Raw genomic sequence first — 14,466 nt, forward strand, 5'->3', positions numbered from 1 at the left:
AGCGGACGCCGCGATCAGCCCAGCGGCGTGTGCACCGAGAGGAAGCTCGCGATGCTCTCGCGGGCCGCGTCGTGGTACTCCTCGGCCTTCCACCGCTCCACCAGGGTGGCCTGCGGCGCCACGTCGGCGAGCATCGCGGACGCCGACGCCGGATGCGGCTCGTCGCCGCCGGCGAAGACCAGCAGCGGTGCACCGAACCCGGCGACGGCGGTGTCGGGCACGCTCCAGAGGGTGTGGTCGGAGCCGTAGAGGTTCTGCCGGAACCCCTGCCAGTCGGCCTCCGAGGCCTCCGGGTGGTTCGGCGCCTCCTCGGCGGCGAACTCGTCGAACCGGCCGAGGAAGGCGTCGCGGTTGCCGTCGAGCCCGATCGGCTGCAGGCACACCGCCGAGGCGACGCGGTCGGGCGCCGTCGCGAGCAGGTTCGCGATGAACGAGCCGCCGATGCACATGCCGAGCAGGTGGCAGCGCTCGATCCCGAGGTGGTCGAGCAGGGCGAGGTGGTCGGCGGTGTAGGAGTCCCAGCCGTCCGCGGCACGGACCGGTGCGGAGGACTGCCCCGCGTGGCGCTGGTCCATGAGGACGACGCGGTGGTCCACCGAGACCGCCCCGGGCACGTCCCAGGGCGCGTACGACCACGCCTCGATCGTCGAGCGCAGCCCGCCGGGCGCGAACGCGAGGACCGGGAAGCCCTCGCCGATCTCCTCGAAGTGGATGCGGACGTCGCCGTGCTCCATGACCGACATGGCGCGTGGCTTCCCCTGCCTTCCCCGCCCTACGCGGTGAGCCCGGCCGCCGCGAGCGCCGCCGCGATCCGGCCCGCGTCGGCGCCGGCCAGGGCCGCGCAGACCAGGCGCGGGTCGCCGGTGATCTCCCGGGTGACCGCGTCGGGCGGCGGCGTGAATGCGTCCCGCGCCGCCTCGTCGTCGAACTCGACCTCGCCGATGACGAGGCCGCGCAGCGGCCCGGCGAACAGGTCGACGCCGAACGGCGGCACGCTCAGCCGGACCTTGCGCAGGACGTCGGCCGGGAGCTCCGCCAGCGCGGCGTACTCGGCCTCGTCGAGGTACATCGTCGTGATCAGTCCCGGGCGGCCGTCGGGCCGCGGGACCTTCTGGCTGAGCTTGAGGAACACCGACCCGTCGTCCCCCTGTTGACGGCGCAGCCGCAGCCGGGTCCCGCGGATGTAGCGGTCGAGCAGCCCGACGCGGCCGACGCTCTCCCCCGGCACGCGGGACATCAGGAAGCGCCGCTCGAGCTCGACCTTCGCGTACTGCCGCTCCTTGTGCGCGGGGGCGGACGGGTTGAGCACGGGGGGAGACTCGCAGGCGACGCGGGCGCCCGCCAGCACCCGCCCCCCCGACGTCAGGACCGGTCGTCAGCCCGGCGGCTCGAGCTGCCAGGTCTCGCGCAGTCGCCGGCTCTCGCGTCGCTCCTCCTCGGCGAAGGCCCGGGCGCGCCGGGCGGTGCGCCGGAGCTCGTCGCCGTCGGTGCGCCGGGGATCCCGGGCGAGCTTGTCGCGGGTGGCCGCCACGTGGTCGAGGGTCGTGACGAGCTCGTCGATCACCCCGGCCAGGTGCTCGGCGATCGCCCGACCGGACCGCCGGGCGTCGGTGAACCGCGCCAGCGCGAGGGCGTGGGCCTCCGACACGGGGTCCGCCACCGCCTCGTCGGCCATCGGCGCACCTCGGCGTCCGGGTCGCGCGCCCGCCGCACACGGCCACGCGGGCACCGTGGCCGGACGGCTGCCGGGGACTCTCCGCCGGCGTCGCGGCGTCCACTACCCCAGATCGGGTGCCGGTGCGCAAGAGCCGGAGGTCTCCGTCCCCGCGACCGTGCCCGGCGCGGGGCCCCGGCGCCGCCGCGCCCGGGCCGCCTGCCGCTCGGTCACCGCCAGCCCGCGCGCGGCCGCCGCCGCGCGACGGCGGGCGCGGGCCTCCTCGATGACCCGCTCGAACTCGTTCCGCGCGTCGGCCACCCGCTCGAAGGCCGCCGCGGGGGAGGTGACGGGGGCGTTCTCGGCCACGACCGTGCAGTCCGTTTCCTGAGACAAAAATTCACTCTTGTTTCCGACGACCGGGTCTCCCTACTGTCGGGTCATCCGTCGACGACGACCACGGGAGGACCCGTGACCGCCACCGAGCCGTCCGCCGCCCCGCCACGCCGGGTCCTGTCCGAGGACGAGGCCGCGGCGGTGCGCCGTGGAGTGCCCGATCCGGGCATCCCGCTACCCGCCGTCGCCTGGCCGACGGTCGCGCTGTGGGCCGGGTCTTTCGCGGCCTGGGTGGGCGCGACGCTGCTCGCGCTGGCCGCGCTCGACGGGTCCGTCAGCCGCTGGTGGCTCCTCGCGACGGTACCGGTGCACGCGCTGGTCACCTTCACGATGTTCACGGTGCTGCACGAGGCCACCCACCACGCCGCCGGTCGGCTGCGCTGGGTCAACGAGGTGCTCGGGCGCGTGTCGATGCCGTTCGTCGTGGCGTGGGCGACCTTCCCGCTCGTGCGGTTCATCCACATCGAGCACCACCGGCACACCAACGAGGACGTCCTGCTCGATCCCGACGCCTGGGTCGAGGGCGGCCCGACCTGGCAGCGCCCGCTGCGCTGGCTGGCGATCGACCTCTGGTACTTCCGCTTCTACGCGCCGCGGATGCGGCAGCGCCCGCGGGGCGAGGTGGCGGGCGAACTGCTCACCCTCGCCGTCGTGGTCGGGCTGGCCGCGGCCCTCGTCGTCACCGGCCACGGCCTCGCACTGGTGATGGTCTACCTGCTGCCGCAGCGGCTCGGGGTCGGCGTGCTCGCGTGGTGGTTCGACTGGCTGCCCCACCACGACCTCGGCGTCACCGCCCGGACGGACCGCTTCCGCGCGACCCGCGTCCGTGTGGGCCGGGAGTGGCTGATGACGCCGGTCATGCTCTACCAGAACTACCACCTGGTCCATCACATCCACCCGACGATCCCCTTCTACCGCTACGTCCGGGCCTGGGAGAACACGCGCGACGACTATCTCTCCCGCGACATCCCGATCGCCACCGCCTGGGGCACCGAGCTCACGCCCGCCGAGTACCGGGCCTGGCGCGGTATCACCGACGGCATGGAGCTGCCCGCGGGTGAGGTCCGCCCCGGCTTCCACCGGTTGCGGGTCGCCGACGTCCGCCGGCTGACCCCGGAGGCCGTGGCGGTGACCTTCGACGTCCCCGACGAGCTCGCGGCCACGTTCGCGCACCGTCCCGGGCAGCACGTGACGGTCCGGGCGTGGCTGGACCGGCCCGACGGGTCGGGCCGCGCGGAGGTGCGGCGGAGCTACTCGGTCTGCTCGACGGCCGGGTCGGGGGTGCTGCGGATCGGGGTGCGGACCGTCGACGGCGGGCGCTTCTCGGGGTGGGCGGCCCGGTCGCTGGCGGCCGGGGACTCGCTCGAGGTGGCGGCGCCGGCGGGCCGGTTCACCCCGTCGCCCGACGCCGGCTCGTCCTCGGGCCGGCGTCTCGTCGCGGTGGCCGCGGGCAGCGGGATCACGCCGGTGCTCTCGATCGTCGCGAGCGTGCTCGAGGCCGAGCCGTCGACGCGGGTGACGCTGCTGCTGGGTAACCGGGACGCGGCCTCGACGATGTTCGCCGACGAGCTGTCGATGATGGTGTCGCGGTTCGAGGGGCGGTTGCGGTTGGTGCACCTGCACTCGCGGTCGGCCGGACCCGGCGGGGGTCCGGAGGACGCCGCGCGGTGGGAGACCGTCGAGGCCGGTCGGCTCTCCGTCGAGCGGGTGCTGGCGCACGTGCCGCGTCCCGACGACGTCGAGGGCTGGTTCCTCTGCGGACCGTCGCCCCTGACCGACGCGCTGGTCGCCGGGCTGACGGCCCAGGGGGTGCCGGAGGACCGGGTGCACCGCGAGGTGTTCACGTCGGCGGCACCGGACGCGCCGGTCGAGGGGACGACGGCGGCCGCCGTCACGGTGACGTTGGAGGGCGGGTCGGCGGAGATCGACTGCGGGCCGGACGAGGCGGTGCTCGACGCGGCCCTCCGGGCCGGGCTCGACGCCCCGTACTCCTGCGCCGGCGGGGCATGCGGCACGTGCGCGGCGACGCTGCGCTCGGGCACCGTCCACATGGTCGTCTGCCACGCCCTGACCGAGGCCGAGGTCGCCGACGGCCGCATCCTGACCTGCCAGGCCCGGCCCACCAGCGGGTCGCTGGCCGTCGACTACGACGACGACTGACCGCAGTTCGCGAAACTCCACCGGGTGACCGCGGCGCCCGTCACGAGCGGGACGTGGCGGTCGCCGGTGGCCGTCGTCGGCCGCGAAGAGGCCCCGGTGATCATCAGGAGGTGGGCCCCACCCTCGCCGCGACCCGGTAGAAGCCCGGGTTGGGGGTGGCCCGTTGGCGCTGGTCCCCGCGGGCCTCGGCCACGGAGGCCCGCAGCTGCGGGGTGCGCGTGGCCGCCTCCTGCGCCTCGCGGCTGTCCCACTGCGTGACGTTGACCAGCTGGAACCGCTCGTCGTCGGAGACCGCCTCGAGCAGCTGGGCGCCGCGGAAGCCCGGTGCGTCCTCGACGAGCCGGATGCGTTCCCTCCACCCCGCCCGGAACGTGGCGACGTCCTCGCGCGGGATCTCGAAGATGTTGAGGAAGGTGACCGGTCCGCCGACCGGGTCGGGTGTCGTCATGCACGAAGCGTCCGACCTCGACAGCGCTCGAGGTCAAGGAGGCTCTCACGGACGGGTCGATCGGGGACGATGCTGGTTTCGCCCGGAGAGCGCGGGGGTCATCCCGAGCGATGACTCGGCTCGGGACTGCGGGTGCCCCGCGCGGCGCCACCTCGGACGACGGCGCCTCGGTGACGGGCGCCGAGCGTGGGCACCACTCCTCGGTGGCCCAGCCACACCTCGACGCGGAGGGGCCGATCGCCGAGGCCGAGGCGCACGCCGCGCACTCGAGCACGACGCAGCAGCCCCTCGGCCCGCTCGGTTCGCCCCTGGACCGACGCTCGCCGTTCCTGATCGGGCTCAGCGCGGCGCTCGGCGTGGCGGTCGTCGTCGCCCTGGTGGGCCTGGCCGCCGTCGCGGCCCACGTCCTGATCCTGATCGGGGTCGCACTGTTCGTCGCGCTCGGGCTCGAACCGGCCGTCTCCTGGCTGGCCCGCCGCGGGCTGCGGCGCGGGCTCGCGGTCACCCTCGTGTGCATCGGGTTCGTGGCGATCGTGGGCGGCTTCCTGGCCCTGGCCGTCCCCCCGCTGGTCGAACAGGCGGTCGGTCTGCTCGAGCAGTCTCCGCGCTACCTGCAGATGCTGCAGGACCGCAGCTCGACGATCGGGCAGCTCGACGCCCGGTTCGGACTGCAGCAGCACCTCCAGCAGACACTCGCCGGCAACGGCTCGACGCTGATCGACGGCGTGCTCGGAGCGGGGTTGGCGGTCCTGAACGGGCTGAGCGACACCCTGGTGGTCGTCGTGCTCACGGTGTACTTCCTGGCCACGCTGCCCGCGATGCGCCGCGCCGCCTACCGGTTGGCGCCGGCCTCGCGGCGGCCCCGCGCCGTCCTGATCGGCGACGCCATCTGCGTCCGCTTCGGGGGCTACGTGCTGGGCAACGTGGTGATGTCGGTGATCGCCGGGGCGGCCACGTTCGTCTGGTTGCTGATCTTCGGGGTGCCCTTCGCGCTGCCGTTAGCGGTGCTGGTCGCCCTCCTGGACCTGGTCCCCGTCGTCGGGGCCGTGATCGGCGGCGTCCTGACCACCCTGGTGGCGCTGACCGTGTCCTGGCCGGTCGCGCTGGCCACGGCCGGGTTCTTCGTGGCCTACAAGCTCGTCGAGGACTACGTGCTGATGCCGAAGATCATGGGGCGGACGGTCGAGATCCCGGCCGTGCTGACCGTGGTCGCGGTGCTGATCGGCGGTGCGCTGCTGGGGGTCATCGGGGCCGTCGTGGCGATCCCGGTCGCCGCGGCCGTGCAGCTGGTCGTCCAGGAGATCGTCTTCCCGCGGCTCGACCGCACCTGAGCCGGCGGGCCCGGCCGACGGACGCCGAGGCCGTCGTTCGTGCCGTGACCGTGCCCCGTCAGCTGCGCCGAGGGACATCGCCGCAGGTGGGAGGCCGAGCCGGCGCGGGGAATCGAACCCCGGACCTTTCGCTTACAAGGCGAGTGCTCTGCCGATTGAGCTACGCCGGCACTGGGGCACCATCGTAGGGGTCCGCGCCCGGGCCTCGACCGCCGCCGTCGGGTGTGCGTCACACCCCCGTCGCCCGGATGCCCGACAACTCCCCACGCCGCGGGGCGTCCCCCAGGATGTTGCCCATGAGGATTCCCGGGCTGCGGCGGTTCGTACGCGACCGCCCGACCACGGAGCCCGAAGAACCCCGAGAGGAGGCGCCGCCCGTGGGGGTGGCCCAGCGAGCCCGATCCTTCCGCCGACACGTCCCGCTCCCGTCCGCCGAGGACCTCCGGCGCGCGGCGATCGACGCCCCGACCGTCCGCGAGAACTTGCTCCCCGCAATGCCGGGGCCGCAGGTCGCCGACGAGACCCTGGTCCTGCGGGTGCTCGACCTCGCGCTGCGCATCGGCGAGGTCCAGCTCGCGACGGGCGCCGGGGCGGCCGTCGCCCACGACACCATGCTCGCCGTCGCGGGCGCCTACGGCCTGCCGACGTGCGACGTCGACATCGCGTTCTCGACGATCACGATGTGCTGCCACCGCGGCGTCGAGGCCGGCCCGGTCACGACGATGCGCAACGTCCGGTACCGCACCCAGGACTACACCCGGCTCGCGACGGTCGACGCGCTGATCAAGGACATCGTCGACCAGGACACCCCGCTCACGTCCTCCGAGGCCTTCGAGCGGCTCGCCGCGGCCGTCGACGCCAACCACCCGTACCCCCGCTACGTCGCGGGGCTCGCGCGGTCGGCCTTCGCCTCGGCCGTCGCCGTGCTCATCGGGGGCGGCCTCGGCGTCGGGCTGGTGACGTTCGTGCTGACCGCGGTCATCTGGGGCATCGCCCGGTGGCTCGGCCGCCGCAACGTGCCGCTGTTCTTCCAGCAGGTGTTCGGCGCGATGGTCGTCACGACGACGGCGATTGCGCTCGCCTTCTCGGGGGCCCTGCTCGACTCCCCGGCCTTCGTCATCGCCGCCGGGATCATCGTGCTGCTGACCGGGCTCTCGCTCGTCGGCCTCGTCCAGGACGCCATCACCGGCTTTCCCCTGACGGCGGCCGGGCGCGCGGTGGAGGTCGTGCTCTCGACGGCGGGTCTGCTGGTCGGCGTCGTCGTCTCCATCAAGGTGACGGCCGCCGTGGGCGGGCCGTCGGCGTTGTCGTACGCGCTCGTCGTCCCGAACGACCTGACGCCGCAGCCGGACCTCAAGTCGCTGATCGCGGCCGCGGCCGCCGGGCTCTTCTTCGCCCTGTCCGCCTACGCGCCGTGGGCCTCGCTCCCGGTCGCCGGGATCGGGGGCGCGGCCGCGTGGGCGATCTACGCGATCGGGTTCGACAACGGCCTGGGGCAGGTCGTGGCGTCCGCCCTCGCCGCCGGCGTCCTCGGTCTCATCGCGATGGTGCTACCGCAGCGGCTCGGGCTGCCGCCGCTGGTGCTCGTCGTCGCCGGCATCTCGCCGCTCCTGCCGGGCCTGCTGCTCTACACGGGCTTCTCGCAGCTCGCGACGGACGGGACCGGTGCCACCGGGACCGGCAACGCCGTCGGGACGGGCAGCGTGACGATCCTGCTCGCCCTCACGGTCAGCCTCGGGCTCGCCGCGGGGGTGTCCTTCGGCGAGCAGGTCGGGTGGCCGCTGGCGAAGGCGCAGCGCCGCCGGCTCCCTCCGGCCGCCCGGTCGCGGCGGCCGCGGATCTTCTAGGTGGGCAGAGCCCTTGTGAGCACTAAGTGTCGCTATACCCACACTTAGTGCTCACGAGCGCGAAGCGCACCTACCCTGGTGGACCGCTCGTCGCCCGCACCATCAGCTCGGTCGGCAGCAGCAGCGTCCGGGAGCGCTGCCGGTCGCCGCGGTCGAGCAGCAGCTCCCCCGCGGCGCGGCCCTTGTCCAGCGAGGGCTGGCGGACCGTCGTGAGCCCGGCCCGCTCGGCGGCGGGGACGCCGTCGAAGCCGGTCACCGTGACCTCGCCGGGCACCTCGCGCCCGGCGGCCCGCACCCCGCGCAACGCGCCCAGCGCCAGGATGTCCGAGGTGCAGACGACCGCGGTGATCTCGGAGTTGCGCTCCAGGAGCTGCTCGACGGCGGTGGCCCCGGCGGCCTCGGTGTGGTCGAAGCGCTCGACCACGGGCACCGTCGACCAGTCCACGCCGAACTCGGTGAACCCGTCGCGCAGCCCGGCGAGGCGCCGGCGCTGGACCTCGTAGCGGGCGGAGTCCTGGCGCTCGACCGAGGCGAAGCCGTCGTTGCGGTCGGTGGACAGCCGCATGCACAGCACGCCGACCCGACGGTGCCCGAGCTGGCCGAGGTGCCGGGCGAGCTCGACCATCGCGGCCTGGTCGTCGATGCCGACGCGGTCGACGTCGGGCACGTCGGTCGGCTGGTCACAGACCACCACTGGGACCGGACGCTCGAGGACCGCGGCGAAGTGCTCGTCGTCGTCGGGCATGGAGTAGACGACGAAGCCGTCGACCCCGGCGCGGGCGACTGCGCCGACGTCCTCGGCCTCCGGGCTCACCGGGACGAGCAGCAGCCCGGAGCCGTTGTCCTCGCACGCGAGGGCGAGGCCCTCGAGGAACTGGATGGCCACCGGGTCGCGGAAGGCGTAGGAGAGCGCCTCGGTGAGCAGCAGTCCGACGGCGCCCGCCTTGCGGGTGCGCAGGGACCGCGCCACGGGGTCGGGCCCCGGGTAGCCGAGCCGTCGCGCCGTGTCGAGCACGCGGCGGCGCAGGGCCGGGGAGAGCTGATCGGGCCGGTTGTAGGCGTTCGAGACCGTCGTCCGGGACACCCCGAGCTCAGCGGCCAGTGAGGCCAGCGTCGCCGTACGGCGCGTGGACCTCCGCCCCTCGAGTGCCTCTGCCACCTGCGCAACGTAGCGACTGTTTCGATCTAGGGCCACCGGTCGTCGCCGTTCTGCGCCCCCCTCGTGTCACGGAAGCCACTCTCGCGAGCGATAACGACAACGGTTATCGTTTGCTCTCGCCGCATCGGCGTCCCCCGACGGTGTGGCTTTCCTGACGTCGAGCGTCTGCGGTGCCACACCGCTGACATCCCCTCCGGAGCCGCCCCGTGACCGCCCCCCACCGCGTCGTCCTCACCGCCGCCGGCGCGCTCGCCGCCCTGGCCCTCGTCGCGGGCTGCGGGAGCTCCACGACCGCCGCCCCCGCGCCCACCGCCGACGGGACGCTGACGGTCGTCGCCACCACGAACGTCTGGGGCTCCGTCGCGAGCGCCGTCGCCGGCCCGGACGCCCACGTCACGTCGATCATCAACGACCCGGCCGCCGACCCCCACTCCTACGAGAGCACCCCCGCCGACGCCGCCGCGATCAGCCGCGCGGACCTCGTCGTCGCGAACGGCGGTGGGTACGACACCTTCGTCGACAAGGTCACCGGCGCCGACCCGGCCGCGAAGGCGAAGACGATCGAGGCGTTCGACCTGCGGCCCGACCAGGCCGACGACAACGAGCACGCCTGGTTCGACCCGACGACGGTGAAGGCGGTCGCCGCGCAGGTCGCGCAGCGGCTCTCCCGGGCCGAGCCCGCCGAGGCCGCGGGCCTCCAGCAGCGCGCCCAGGCCTTCACGGCGCGCGTCGACCGGATCGCCCAGCAGACCGCGGCGATCGGCGCCGCCCGCCCCGGCACGAAGGTCATCTCCACCGAGCCGATCGCGCACTACCTGCTGCGGACCGCGAACATCCAGGACGTCACGCCCCAGGACTTCGTCGACGCCGTCGAGAACGACAGCGACCCCTCCGCCGCCTCGCTGCAGGAGGTCCGCACCGCGCTGACCGCCCGCCAGGTCACCGCACTGGTGTTCAACCCGCAGACCGAGACCCCCGTCGTCGAGGGCCTGCGCGGCACCGCCACCGCCGCCGGCGTCCCGGTCGTCGAGGTCACCGAGACGCTGCCGGCCGGCGTCCCCGACTACCTGACCTGGGTGGACGGGACCCGTCAGGCGCTCGCGAAGGCCGTCGGGGCGCCGGCGTGACGGGCCCGGCGGTGTCCCTGACCGGTGCCGAGCTCCGGCGCGGCCCCCGCACGCTCTGGTCGGGCCTCGAGCTCGACGTGGCCCCGGGCGAGTTCGTCGCCGTCCTCGGCCCCAACGGCTCGGGCAAGACGACGCTGCTGCAGGTCCTGCTCGGGCTGCTGCCGCTGTCGAGTGGCCAGGTCCGCGTCCACGGCGCCCCGCCCGCCCGGGGCAGCGCCGCGGTCGGCTACGTCCCCCAGCAGCGCGCCCTCGACCCGCTCACCCCGCTGCGCGGACGCGACCTCGTCGGCCTCGGGCTCGACGGCCACCGCTTCGGCCCCGGCCTGCGCGGCCGCGCCCGGCGCCGGGAGCAGGTCCACCGGGCCCTCGCGCAGGTCGACGCCCTCGACTACGCCGACGCCCCGGTCGGGTCGCTCTCCGGCGGGGAGCAGCAGCGCCTGCGGGTCGCCCAGGCCCTCGTCGGGGACCCGTCACTGCTGCTCGCCGACGAGCCGCTGCTCTCCCTCGACCTCGCCCGCCAGCGAGAGGTCGTCGAGCTGGTCGACCGCCGGCGCCGGGAGCACGACACCGCCGTCGTCTTCGTCACCCACGAGCTCAACCCGGTGCTGCCCGTCGTCGACCGCGTCCTCTACCTCGTCGACGGCCGGTTCCGGATCGGGACGCCCGAGGAGGTCATGACCTCGGCGAACCTGTCCCAGCTCTACCGCACCGACGTCGAGGTGGTCCGGGTGCGCGGCCGGATCCTCGTGGTCGGCGCCGAGGACGCCCCGGTGCACCACGACGTGCCCGAGGAGGTCGGCGTCCGGTGAGCACCCTCGACCTGCTCCAGCTCGGGTTCGTCCGCCAGGCCCTCCTCGCCGGCGCCGTCCTCGCCCTGCTCGCCGGCCTGCTCGGGCCCCTCGTCGTCGGGCGCGGCATGGCGTTCGCGGTCCACGGGACCTCGGAGCTCTCCTTCGCCGGGGGCGCGGGCGCCCTGCTGCTGTTCGGGGCGGGCGCGGTCGGGTGGGGGGCGCTGGTCGGCGCGGTCGTCGTCGCGCTGGTCTTCGGCGCCCTCGGGCTCGCCGCGCACGAGCGCGACTCCGTGATCGGTGTGCTGCTCTCGTTCGGGCTCGGGCTCGGCGTCCTCTTCCAGTCCCTCTACACCGGCCGGTCGGCGAACAAGTTCGGGCTGCTGGTCGGCCAGATCGTCGGGGTCGACACCGGCGACCTGGTCTCGCTCGCGGTGACCGGCGTCGTCGTCGTGGGGGTGCTCGGCCTCGCCTACCGGCCGCTGCTGTTCGCGAGCCTCGACCCGACGATGGCCGCCGCCCGCGGCGTCCCGGTGCGGGCGCTCTCGGTGGCGTTCGCGGTGCTGCTGGGGGCGACGACGGCGCTCGGCGTCCAGATCGTCGGGGCGCTGCTCGTGCTCTCCCTGCTCATCACCCCGGCCGCCGCGGCGGCCCGGCTCACCGCGAGCCCGCTGCGGGCGACGGTGCTCGCGGTGGTGTTCGCCGAGGTCGCGGTGCTGGGCGGGATCGTGCTGTCCCTGGCGCCCGGGCTGCCCATCAGCCCGTTCGTGGCCGGGATCGCGTTCGCGACCTACGTGATCTGCCGCGTCGCGGGCTCGCTGCGCACGAGGCGGCGCGCGAGCCGCACCCGCGTCCCGGCGTCGTCGACCGCCACGTCCACGTCGTCGCAGAGCGCCCTGGCGAGCCAGAGCCCGCGGCCGCGGTCCTGATCGAGCGGCGGCGGCACCACGCCCGGGAAGGCCTCGTGGATGCGGCCGGCGTCGGCGACGAGGCAGACCGCCTCGCCGTCGGCGACCCACGCCCACAGCAGCCCGTGCCCGCCGCCGTGCTCCACCGCGTTCGTCGCGACCTCGCTGGCCGCGTACACGAGGTCCTCCCCCGCCTCGGCCTCCAGGCCGGTCGCGGCGACGGCGACGGTGAGCTCGTGTCGCAGCGCTCCGAGGTCCTCGGCCGCGAACGCCCAGCGGCGCGCGCCCGGCGGGGCCGGGGGGACGGTCGCCGACGGCAGCCCGCGCACGACGTCGACCGGGTCGCGGTGCGCGGGGTTCGGCGACGGCCGCTCCAGCTCGGGGACCACCGCCAGCTCGGGGTGGGTGGCGAGCAGCGCCGGCGGGACCTCCGGGACGGGCCCGTCGCCGTTCGTCACCGCCGCGCGCAGCACCGCCCGGTAGGCGCACAGCAGCGTCACCGGCAGGCCGCGCAGCGCCTCGTCGAGCGCGGCCTCCAGCCGCAACCAGTAGGCGTCGGGCAGCCCGAGCTGCGGCTGGTACTGGGTCACGATGAACGAACGGGTCCCGACGCGGGCCGCGGCGGCCGCCGCGGTCGCCCGGCGGGCGGCGAGCTGGAAGGCGTCGGAGCGGGCCGGCCGGGCGTGGTCGAGGAACTCCGTCCCCGCGAGGGCCTCCTCTCCGAGACCGTCCCGCACGACGGCGGCGGTGCGCGGGTCGAGCGCCACGGTCACGGCGTCCCCGGAGCGCGCGGCCCTGGTCAGTTCCGGCACCAGAGCCGCGCCGAGCACCTCGGGGTCGTCGTACGAGACCCCGCGATGCACCAGACCGGGCGCCGCCATGCTCGCATGGTAGCGATCACGCCCCCGGACCCGGTGACGCTCGGTCCCCGCAGCTCGCCCGCCGTTAGGGTCCGCCCATGACGGGCCGCGGGCAGGACGCCTCGCAGGTGCCGCGTCGGGACCGGGACGTCGCCGGGCTCGGCGTGGTCACGAAGCTGTTCCTGGTGCTCGTGGTCGTGCTGCCCAACCTGATCGGGGCCGGCGTCGTCCTGGTCCTCGCCGCGTTCGTGCTGCCCACCGAGACCCTCGACGCCGACCCCGGGGCGCTGAACCGCAACCTGATGGTCTTCGGCCCCTACCTGGCGATCGCGGTGGTCGTCGGCGCGTGGTGGGGGCACCGTCGGATGCGCGTGCCGGCACTGCCGGCGGGCGCCGACGACGCGACCCGCGAGAAGGTCTTCCGGCGGCTGCGCCGCGTGGTGCTGCGCGGCCCGCTGCGGCTCGCGCTGGTGCAGACCGTGCTGTGGGCGATCGCCGCCGCACTGTTCGTGCTGCTCAACGTGTTCGCATCCGGCCGGCTGGGCTTCCAGGTCGGGGCGACGGTGGTGCTGGGCGGCGTCGTCACCGTCTCGATCACCTACCGCCTGGTCGAGGTCGTGCTCCGCCCGGCGGTGCGCCGGGTGCTCGCCGTGCGGCCGCCGTCGGGCAACGTCCTGCCCGGCGTGCTCATGCGCACCGTCGGCGGCTGGTTGCTCGGCACCGCGGCGCCCCTGGCCGGCGTGCTCCTGGCGGCGGGCGCGGCGCTCGCGTTCGGCGGCTACACCGTCGAGCGGCTGGCGGTCGTGGTGCTCGTGCTCGGCGCGGTGGCGCTGGTCTTCGGCGGTGCCGTGATCACGCTCACCGCGATGTCGACGGCCGCCCCGGTCCTCGCGGTGCGCCGGGCGCTGCGGCGGGTGGAGTCGGGCGACTACGACGTCGACGTCCCCGTCTTCGACACCACCGAGCTCGGCCTCCTGCAGGCCGGCTTCAACACGATGGTCGAGGGGCTGCGCGAGCGGGAGCGGGTGCGTGACCTGTTCGGCCGCCAGGTGGGCGAGGACGTCGCCCGCAACGCCCTGGAGAACGAGCTCGAGCTCGGCGGCGAGGTCCGCGAGGTCGCGGTGCTCTTCGTCGACCTGGTGGGCTCGACGAGACTCGCCGCGACCCGCCCCCCGACCGAGGTCGTCGAGCTGCTCAACGAGTTCTTCGCGGTGGTGATCGACGTCGTGGAGAACCACGGCGGCTGGATCAACAAGTTCGAGGGGGACGCGGCGCTGGCGGTGTTCGGGGTCCCGACGGCGCTGTCCGACCCGGCGGGCTCGGCGCTGGCGGCCGGGCGGGTGCTGGCCGGGCGGCTCACCGCGGAGGTGTTCGACGTGTCCGGGCTCCAGGTGCGGGCCGGCATCGGGATCTCGGCGGGCGAGGCGGTCGCGGGCAACATCGGCGACGCCCGCCGCTACGAGTACACCGTGATCGGCGACCCGGTGAACGAGGCCGCCCGGCTCTGCGACGTCGCCAAGGAGACCGAGGGCGGGGTGGCCGCGTCGGGGGCGGCGCTGTCGCGAGCCTCGCCGGATGAAGCGGCGCGGTGGACGACGACGGGCTCGCGTCAGCTGCGGGGGCGCACGGCGGAGACGGACGTGGCGGTGCCCCGGGAGACGTCGGACGCGGCACCGCGCGACTCGGCCGAGCCCAGCGGTGCGGCCGATGCGAGCGAAGGCGCCCTCCAGTCGAACTAGCCGGCGGTGGGTGCCCCTCGCCGGAACACTCCGGCACGGCCGTGGATCG

The 14,466-nt window shown here is 75.0% G+C and carries 13 protein-coding genes, 1 tRNA gene and 1 pseudogene; 7 read left to right on the forward strand and 8 right to left on the reverse strand.

From position 1 onward, the window contains the following. Positions 1-14 precede the first annotated feature (14 nt). From HH311_RS04620 to HH311_RS04635, 4 genes are all read right to left on the reverse strand, one after another. Positions 15-743 carry an alpha/beta fold hydrolase gene (locus tag HH311_RS04620; RefSeq protein WP_169182322.1) on the reverse strand — a complete coding sequence of 243 codons (729 nt, stop codon included), beginning with the start codon at positions 741-743 and terminating at the stop codon, positions 15-17. A 29-nt stretch (positions 744-772) separates the two neighbouring features. Next, a complete protein-coding gene (locus HH311_RS04625) occupies positions 773-1,309 on the reverse strand; it encodes a hypothetical protein (protein WP_169182323.1) in 537 nt (178 codons plus the stop codon). A 66-nt stretch (positions 1,310-1,375) separates the two neighbouring features. Then, complete coding sequence (locus HH311_RS04630; RefSeq protein WP_169182324.1) at positions 1,376-1,675, reverse strand: hypothetical protein; 300 nt, start codon at positions 1,673-1,675, stop codon at positions 1,376-1,378. 102 nt (positions 1,676-1,777) lie between these two features. Next, a complete protein-coding gene (locus HH311_RS04635) occupies positions 1,778-2,023 on the reverse strand; it encodes a hypothetical protein (RefSeq protein ID WP_169182325.1) in 246 nt (81 codons plus the stop codon). A 102-nt stretch (positions 2,024-2,125) separates the two neighbouring features. Between HH311_RS04635 and HH311_RS04640 the strand changes: the two genes are divergently transcribed. Then, on the forward strand, positions 2,126-4,210 hold the full coding sequence (locus HH311_RS04640; protein WP_312029944.1) for a fatty acid desaturase: 2,085 nt from the start codon (positions 2,126-2,128) through the stop codon (positions 4,208-4,210). 103 nt (positions 4,211-4,313) lie between these two features. Here HH311_RS04640 and HH311_RS04645 read toward each other — a convergent pair whose 3' ends face one another. Then, positions 4,314-4,658, reverse strand: a complete 345-nt coding sequence (locus tag HH311_RS04645) for an antibiotic biosynthesis monooxygenase (protein WP_169182326.1) — start codon at positions 4,656-4,658, stop codon at positions 4,314-4,316. 203 nt (positions 4,659-4,861) lie between these two features. Here HH311_RS04645 and HH311_RS04650 point away from each other — a divergent pair, with 203 nt between their 5' ends. Next, positions 4,862-5,989: an AI-2E family transporter gene (locus HH311_RS04650; RefSeq protein WP_169182327.1), complete on the forward strand. Its 1,128-nt coding sequence runs from the start codon at positions 4,862-4,864 to the stop codon at positions 5,987-5,989. Between the two features lie 97 nt (positions 5,990-6,086). On the opposite strand, the gene HH311_RS04655 is transcribed toward HH311_RS04650, so the two are convergent. Further along, positions 6,087-6,159: transfer RNA gene (locus HH311_RS04655), tRNA-Thr, on the reverse strand. A 324-nt stretch (positions 6,160-6,483) separates the two neighbouring features. Here HH311_RS04655 and HH311_RS04660 point away from each other — a divergent pair. Continuing rightward, complete coding sequence (locus HH311_RS04660; protein ID WP_169182328.1) at positions 6,484-7,836, forward strand: threonine/serine exporter ThrE family protein; 1,353 nt, start codon at positions 6,484-6,486, stop codon at positions 7,834-7,836. A 70-nt stretch (positions 7,837-7,906) separates the two neighbouring features. On the opposite strand, the gene HH311_RS04665 is transcribed toward HH311_RS04660, so the two are convergent. Further along, the gene (locus HH311_RS04665; RefSeq protein WP_169182329.1) at positions 7,907-8,995 is read right to left on the reverse strand and encodes a LacI family DNA-binding transcriptional regulator; all 1,089 of its coding nucleotides are present in this window, start codon (positions 8,993-8,995) and stop codon (positions 7,907-7,909) included. 206 nt (positions 8,996-9,201) lie between these two features. Between HH311_RS04665 and HH311_RS04670 the strand changes: the two genes are divergently transcribed. The 3 genes from HH311_RS04670 to HH311_RS31385 are packed head-to-tail and all read left to right on the forward strand — an operon-like array spanning position 9,202 to position 11,839. Next, positions 9,202-10,122 carry a metal ABC transporter solute-binding protein, Zn/Mn family gene (locus HH311_RS04670; RefSeq protein ID WP_169182330.1) on the forward strand — a complete coding sequence of 307 codons (921 nt, stop codon included), beginning with the start codon at positions 9,202-9,204 and terminating at the stop codon, positions 10,120-10,122. An 11-nt stretch (positions 10,123-10,133) separates the two neighbouring features. Continuing rightward, the gene (locus HH311_RS04675) at positions 10,134-10,931 is read left to right on the forward strand and encodes an ATP-binding cassette domain-containing protein (RefSeq protein ID WP_312029945.1); all 798 of its coding nucleotides are present in this window, start codon (positions 10,134-10,136) and stop codon (positions 10,929-10,931) included. Further along, complete coding sequence (locus tag HH311_RS31385; RefSeq protein ID WP_312029946.1) at positions 10,928-11,839, forward strand: metal ABC transporter permease; 912 nt, start codon at positions 10,928-10,930, stop codon at positions 11,837-11,839. Before HH311_RS04675 ends, HH311_RS31385 begins: the two co-directional genes overlap by 4 nt. On the opposite strand, the pseudogene HH311_RS04680 reads toward HH311_RS31385, so the two are convergent. After that, a pseudogene (locus tag HH311_RS04680) lies at positions 11,809-12,699 on the reverse strand (ATP-binding protein); the annotation flags it as partial. The gene HH311_RS31385 and the pseudogene HH311_RS04680 sit on opposite strands and share 31 nt — an antisense overlap. Positions 12,700-12,776: 77 nt before the next feature. Here HH311_RS04680 and HH311_RS04685 point away from each other — a divergent pair. Continuing rightward, entirely contained in the window at positions 12,777-14,417 is a 1,641-nt protein-coding gene (locus tag HH311_RS04685; RefSeq protein ID WP_169182333.1) for an adenylate/guanylate cyclase domain-containing protein, read from the forward strand. Positions 14,418-14,466: the final 49 nt, after the last annotated feature.

Source organism: Actinomycetospora sp. TBRC 11914 (assembly GCF_012933465.1).
In the GTDB taxonomy this organism is placed as follows: Bacteria; Actinomycetota; Actinomycetes; order Mycobacteriales; family Pseudonocardiaceae; genus Actinomycetospora.

What these genes read in the sequence shown, in the direction of transcription:
- HH311_RS04645 (WP_169182326.1), bottom strand. Translation starts at nt 4,658, where the DNA reads ATGACGACACCCGACCCGGTCGGCGGACCGGTCACCTTCCTCAACATC.
- HH311_RS04685 (WP_169182333.1), top strand. Translation starts at nt 12,777, where the DNA reads ATGACGGGCCGCGGGCAGGACGCCTCGCAGGTGCCGCGTCGGGACCGG.
- HH311_RS04620 (WP_169182322.1), bottom strand. Translation starts at nt 743, where the DNA reads ATGTCGGTCATGGAGCACGGCGACGTCCGCATCCACTTCGAGGAGATC.
- HH311_RS04630 (WP_169182324.1), bottom strand. Translation starts at nt 1,675, where the DNA reads ATGGCCGACGAGGCGGTGGCGGACCCCGTGTCGGAGGCCCACGCCCTC.
- HH311_RS04660 (WP_169182328.1), top strand. Translation starts at nt 6,484, where the DNA reads ATGCCGGGGCCGCAGGTCGCCGACGAGACCCTGGTCCTGCGGGTGCTC.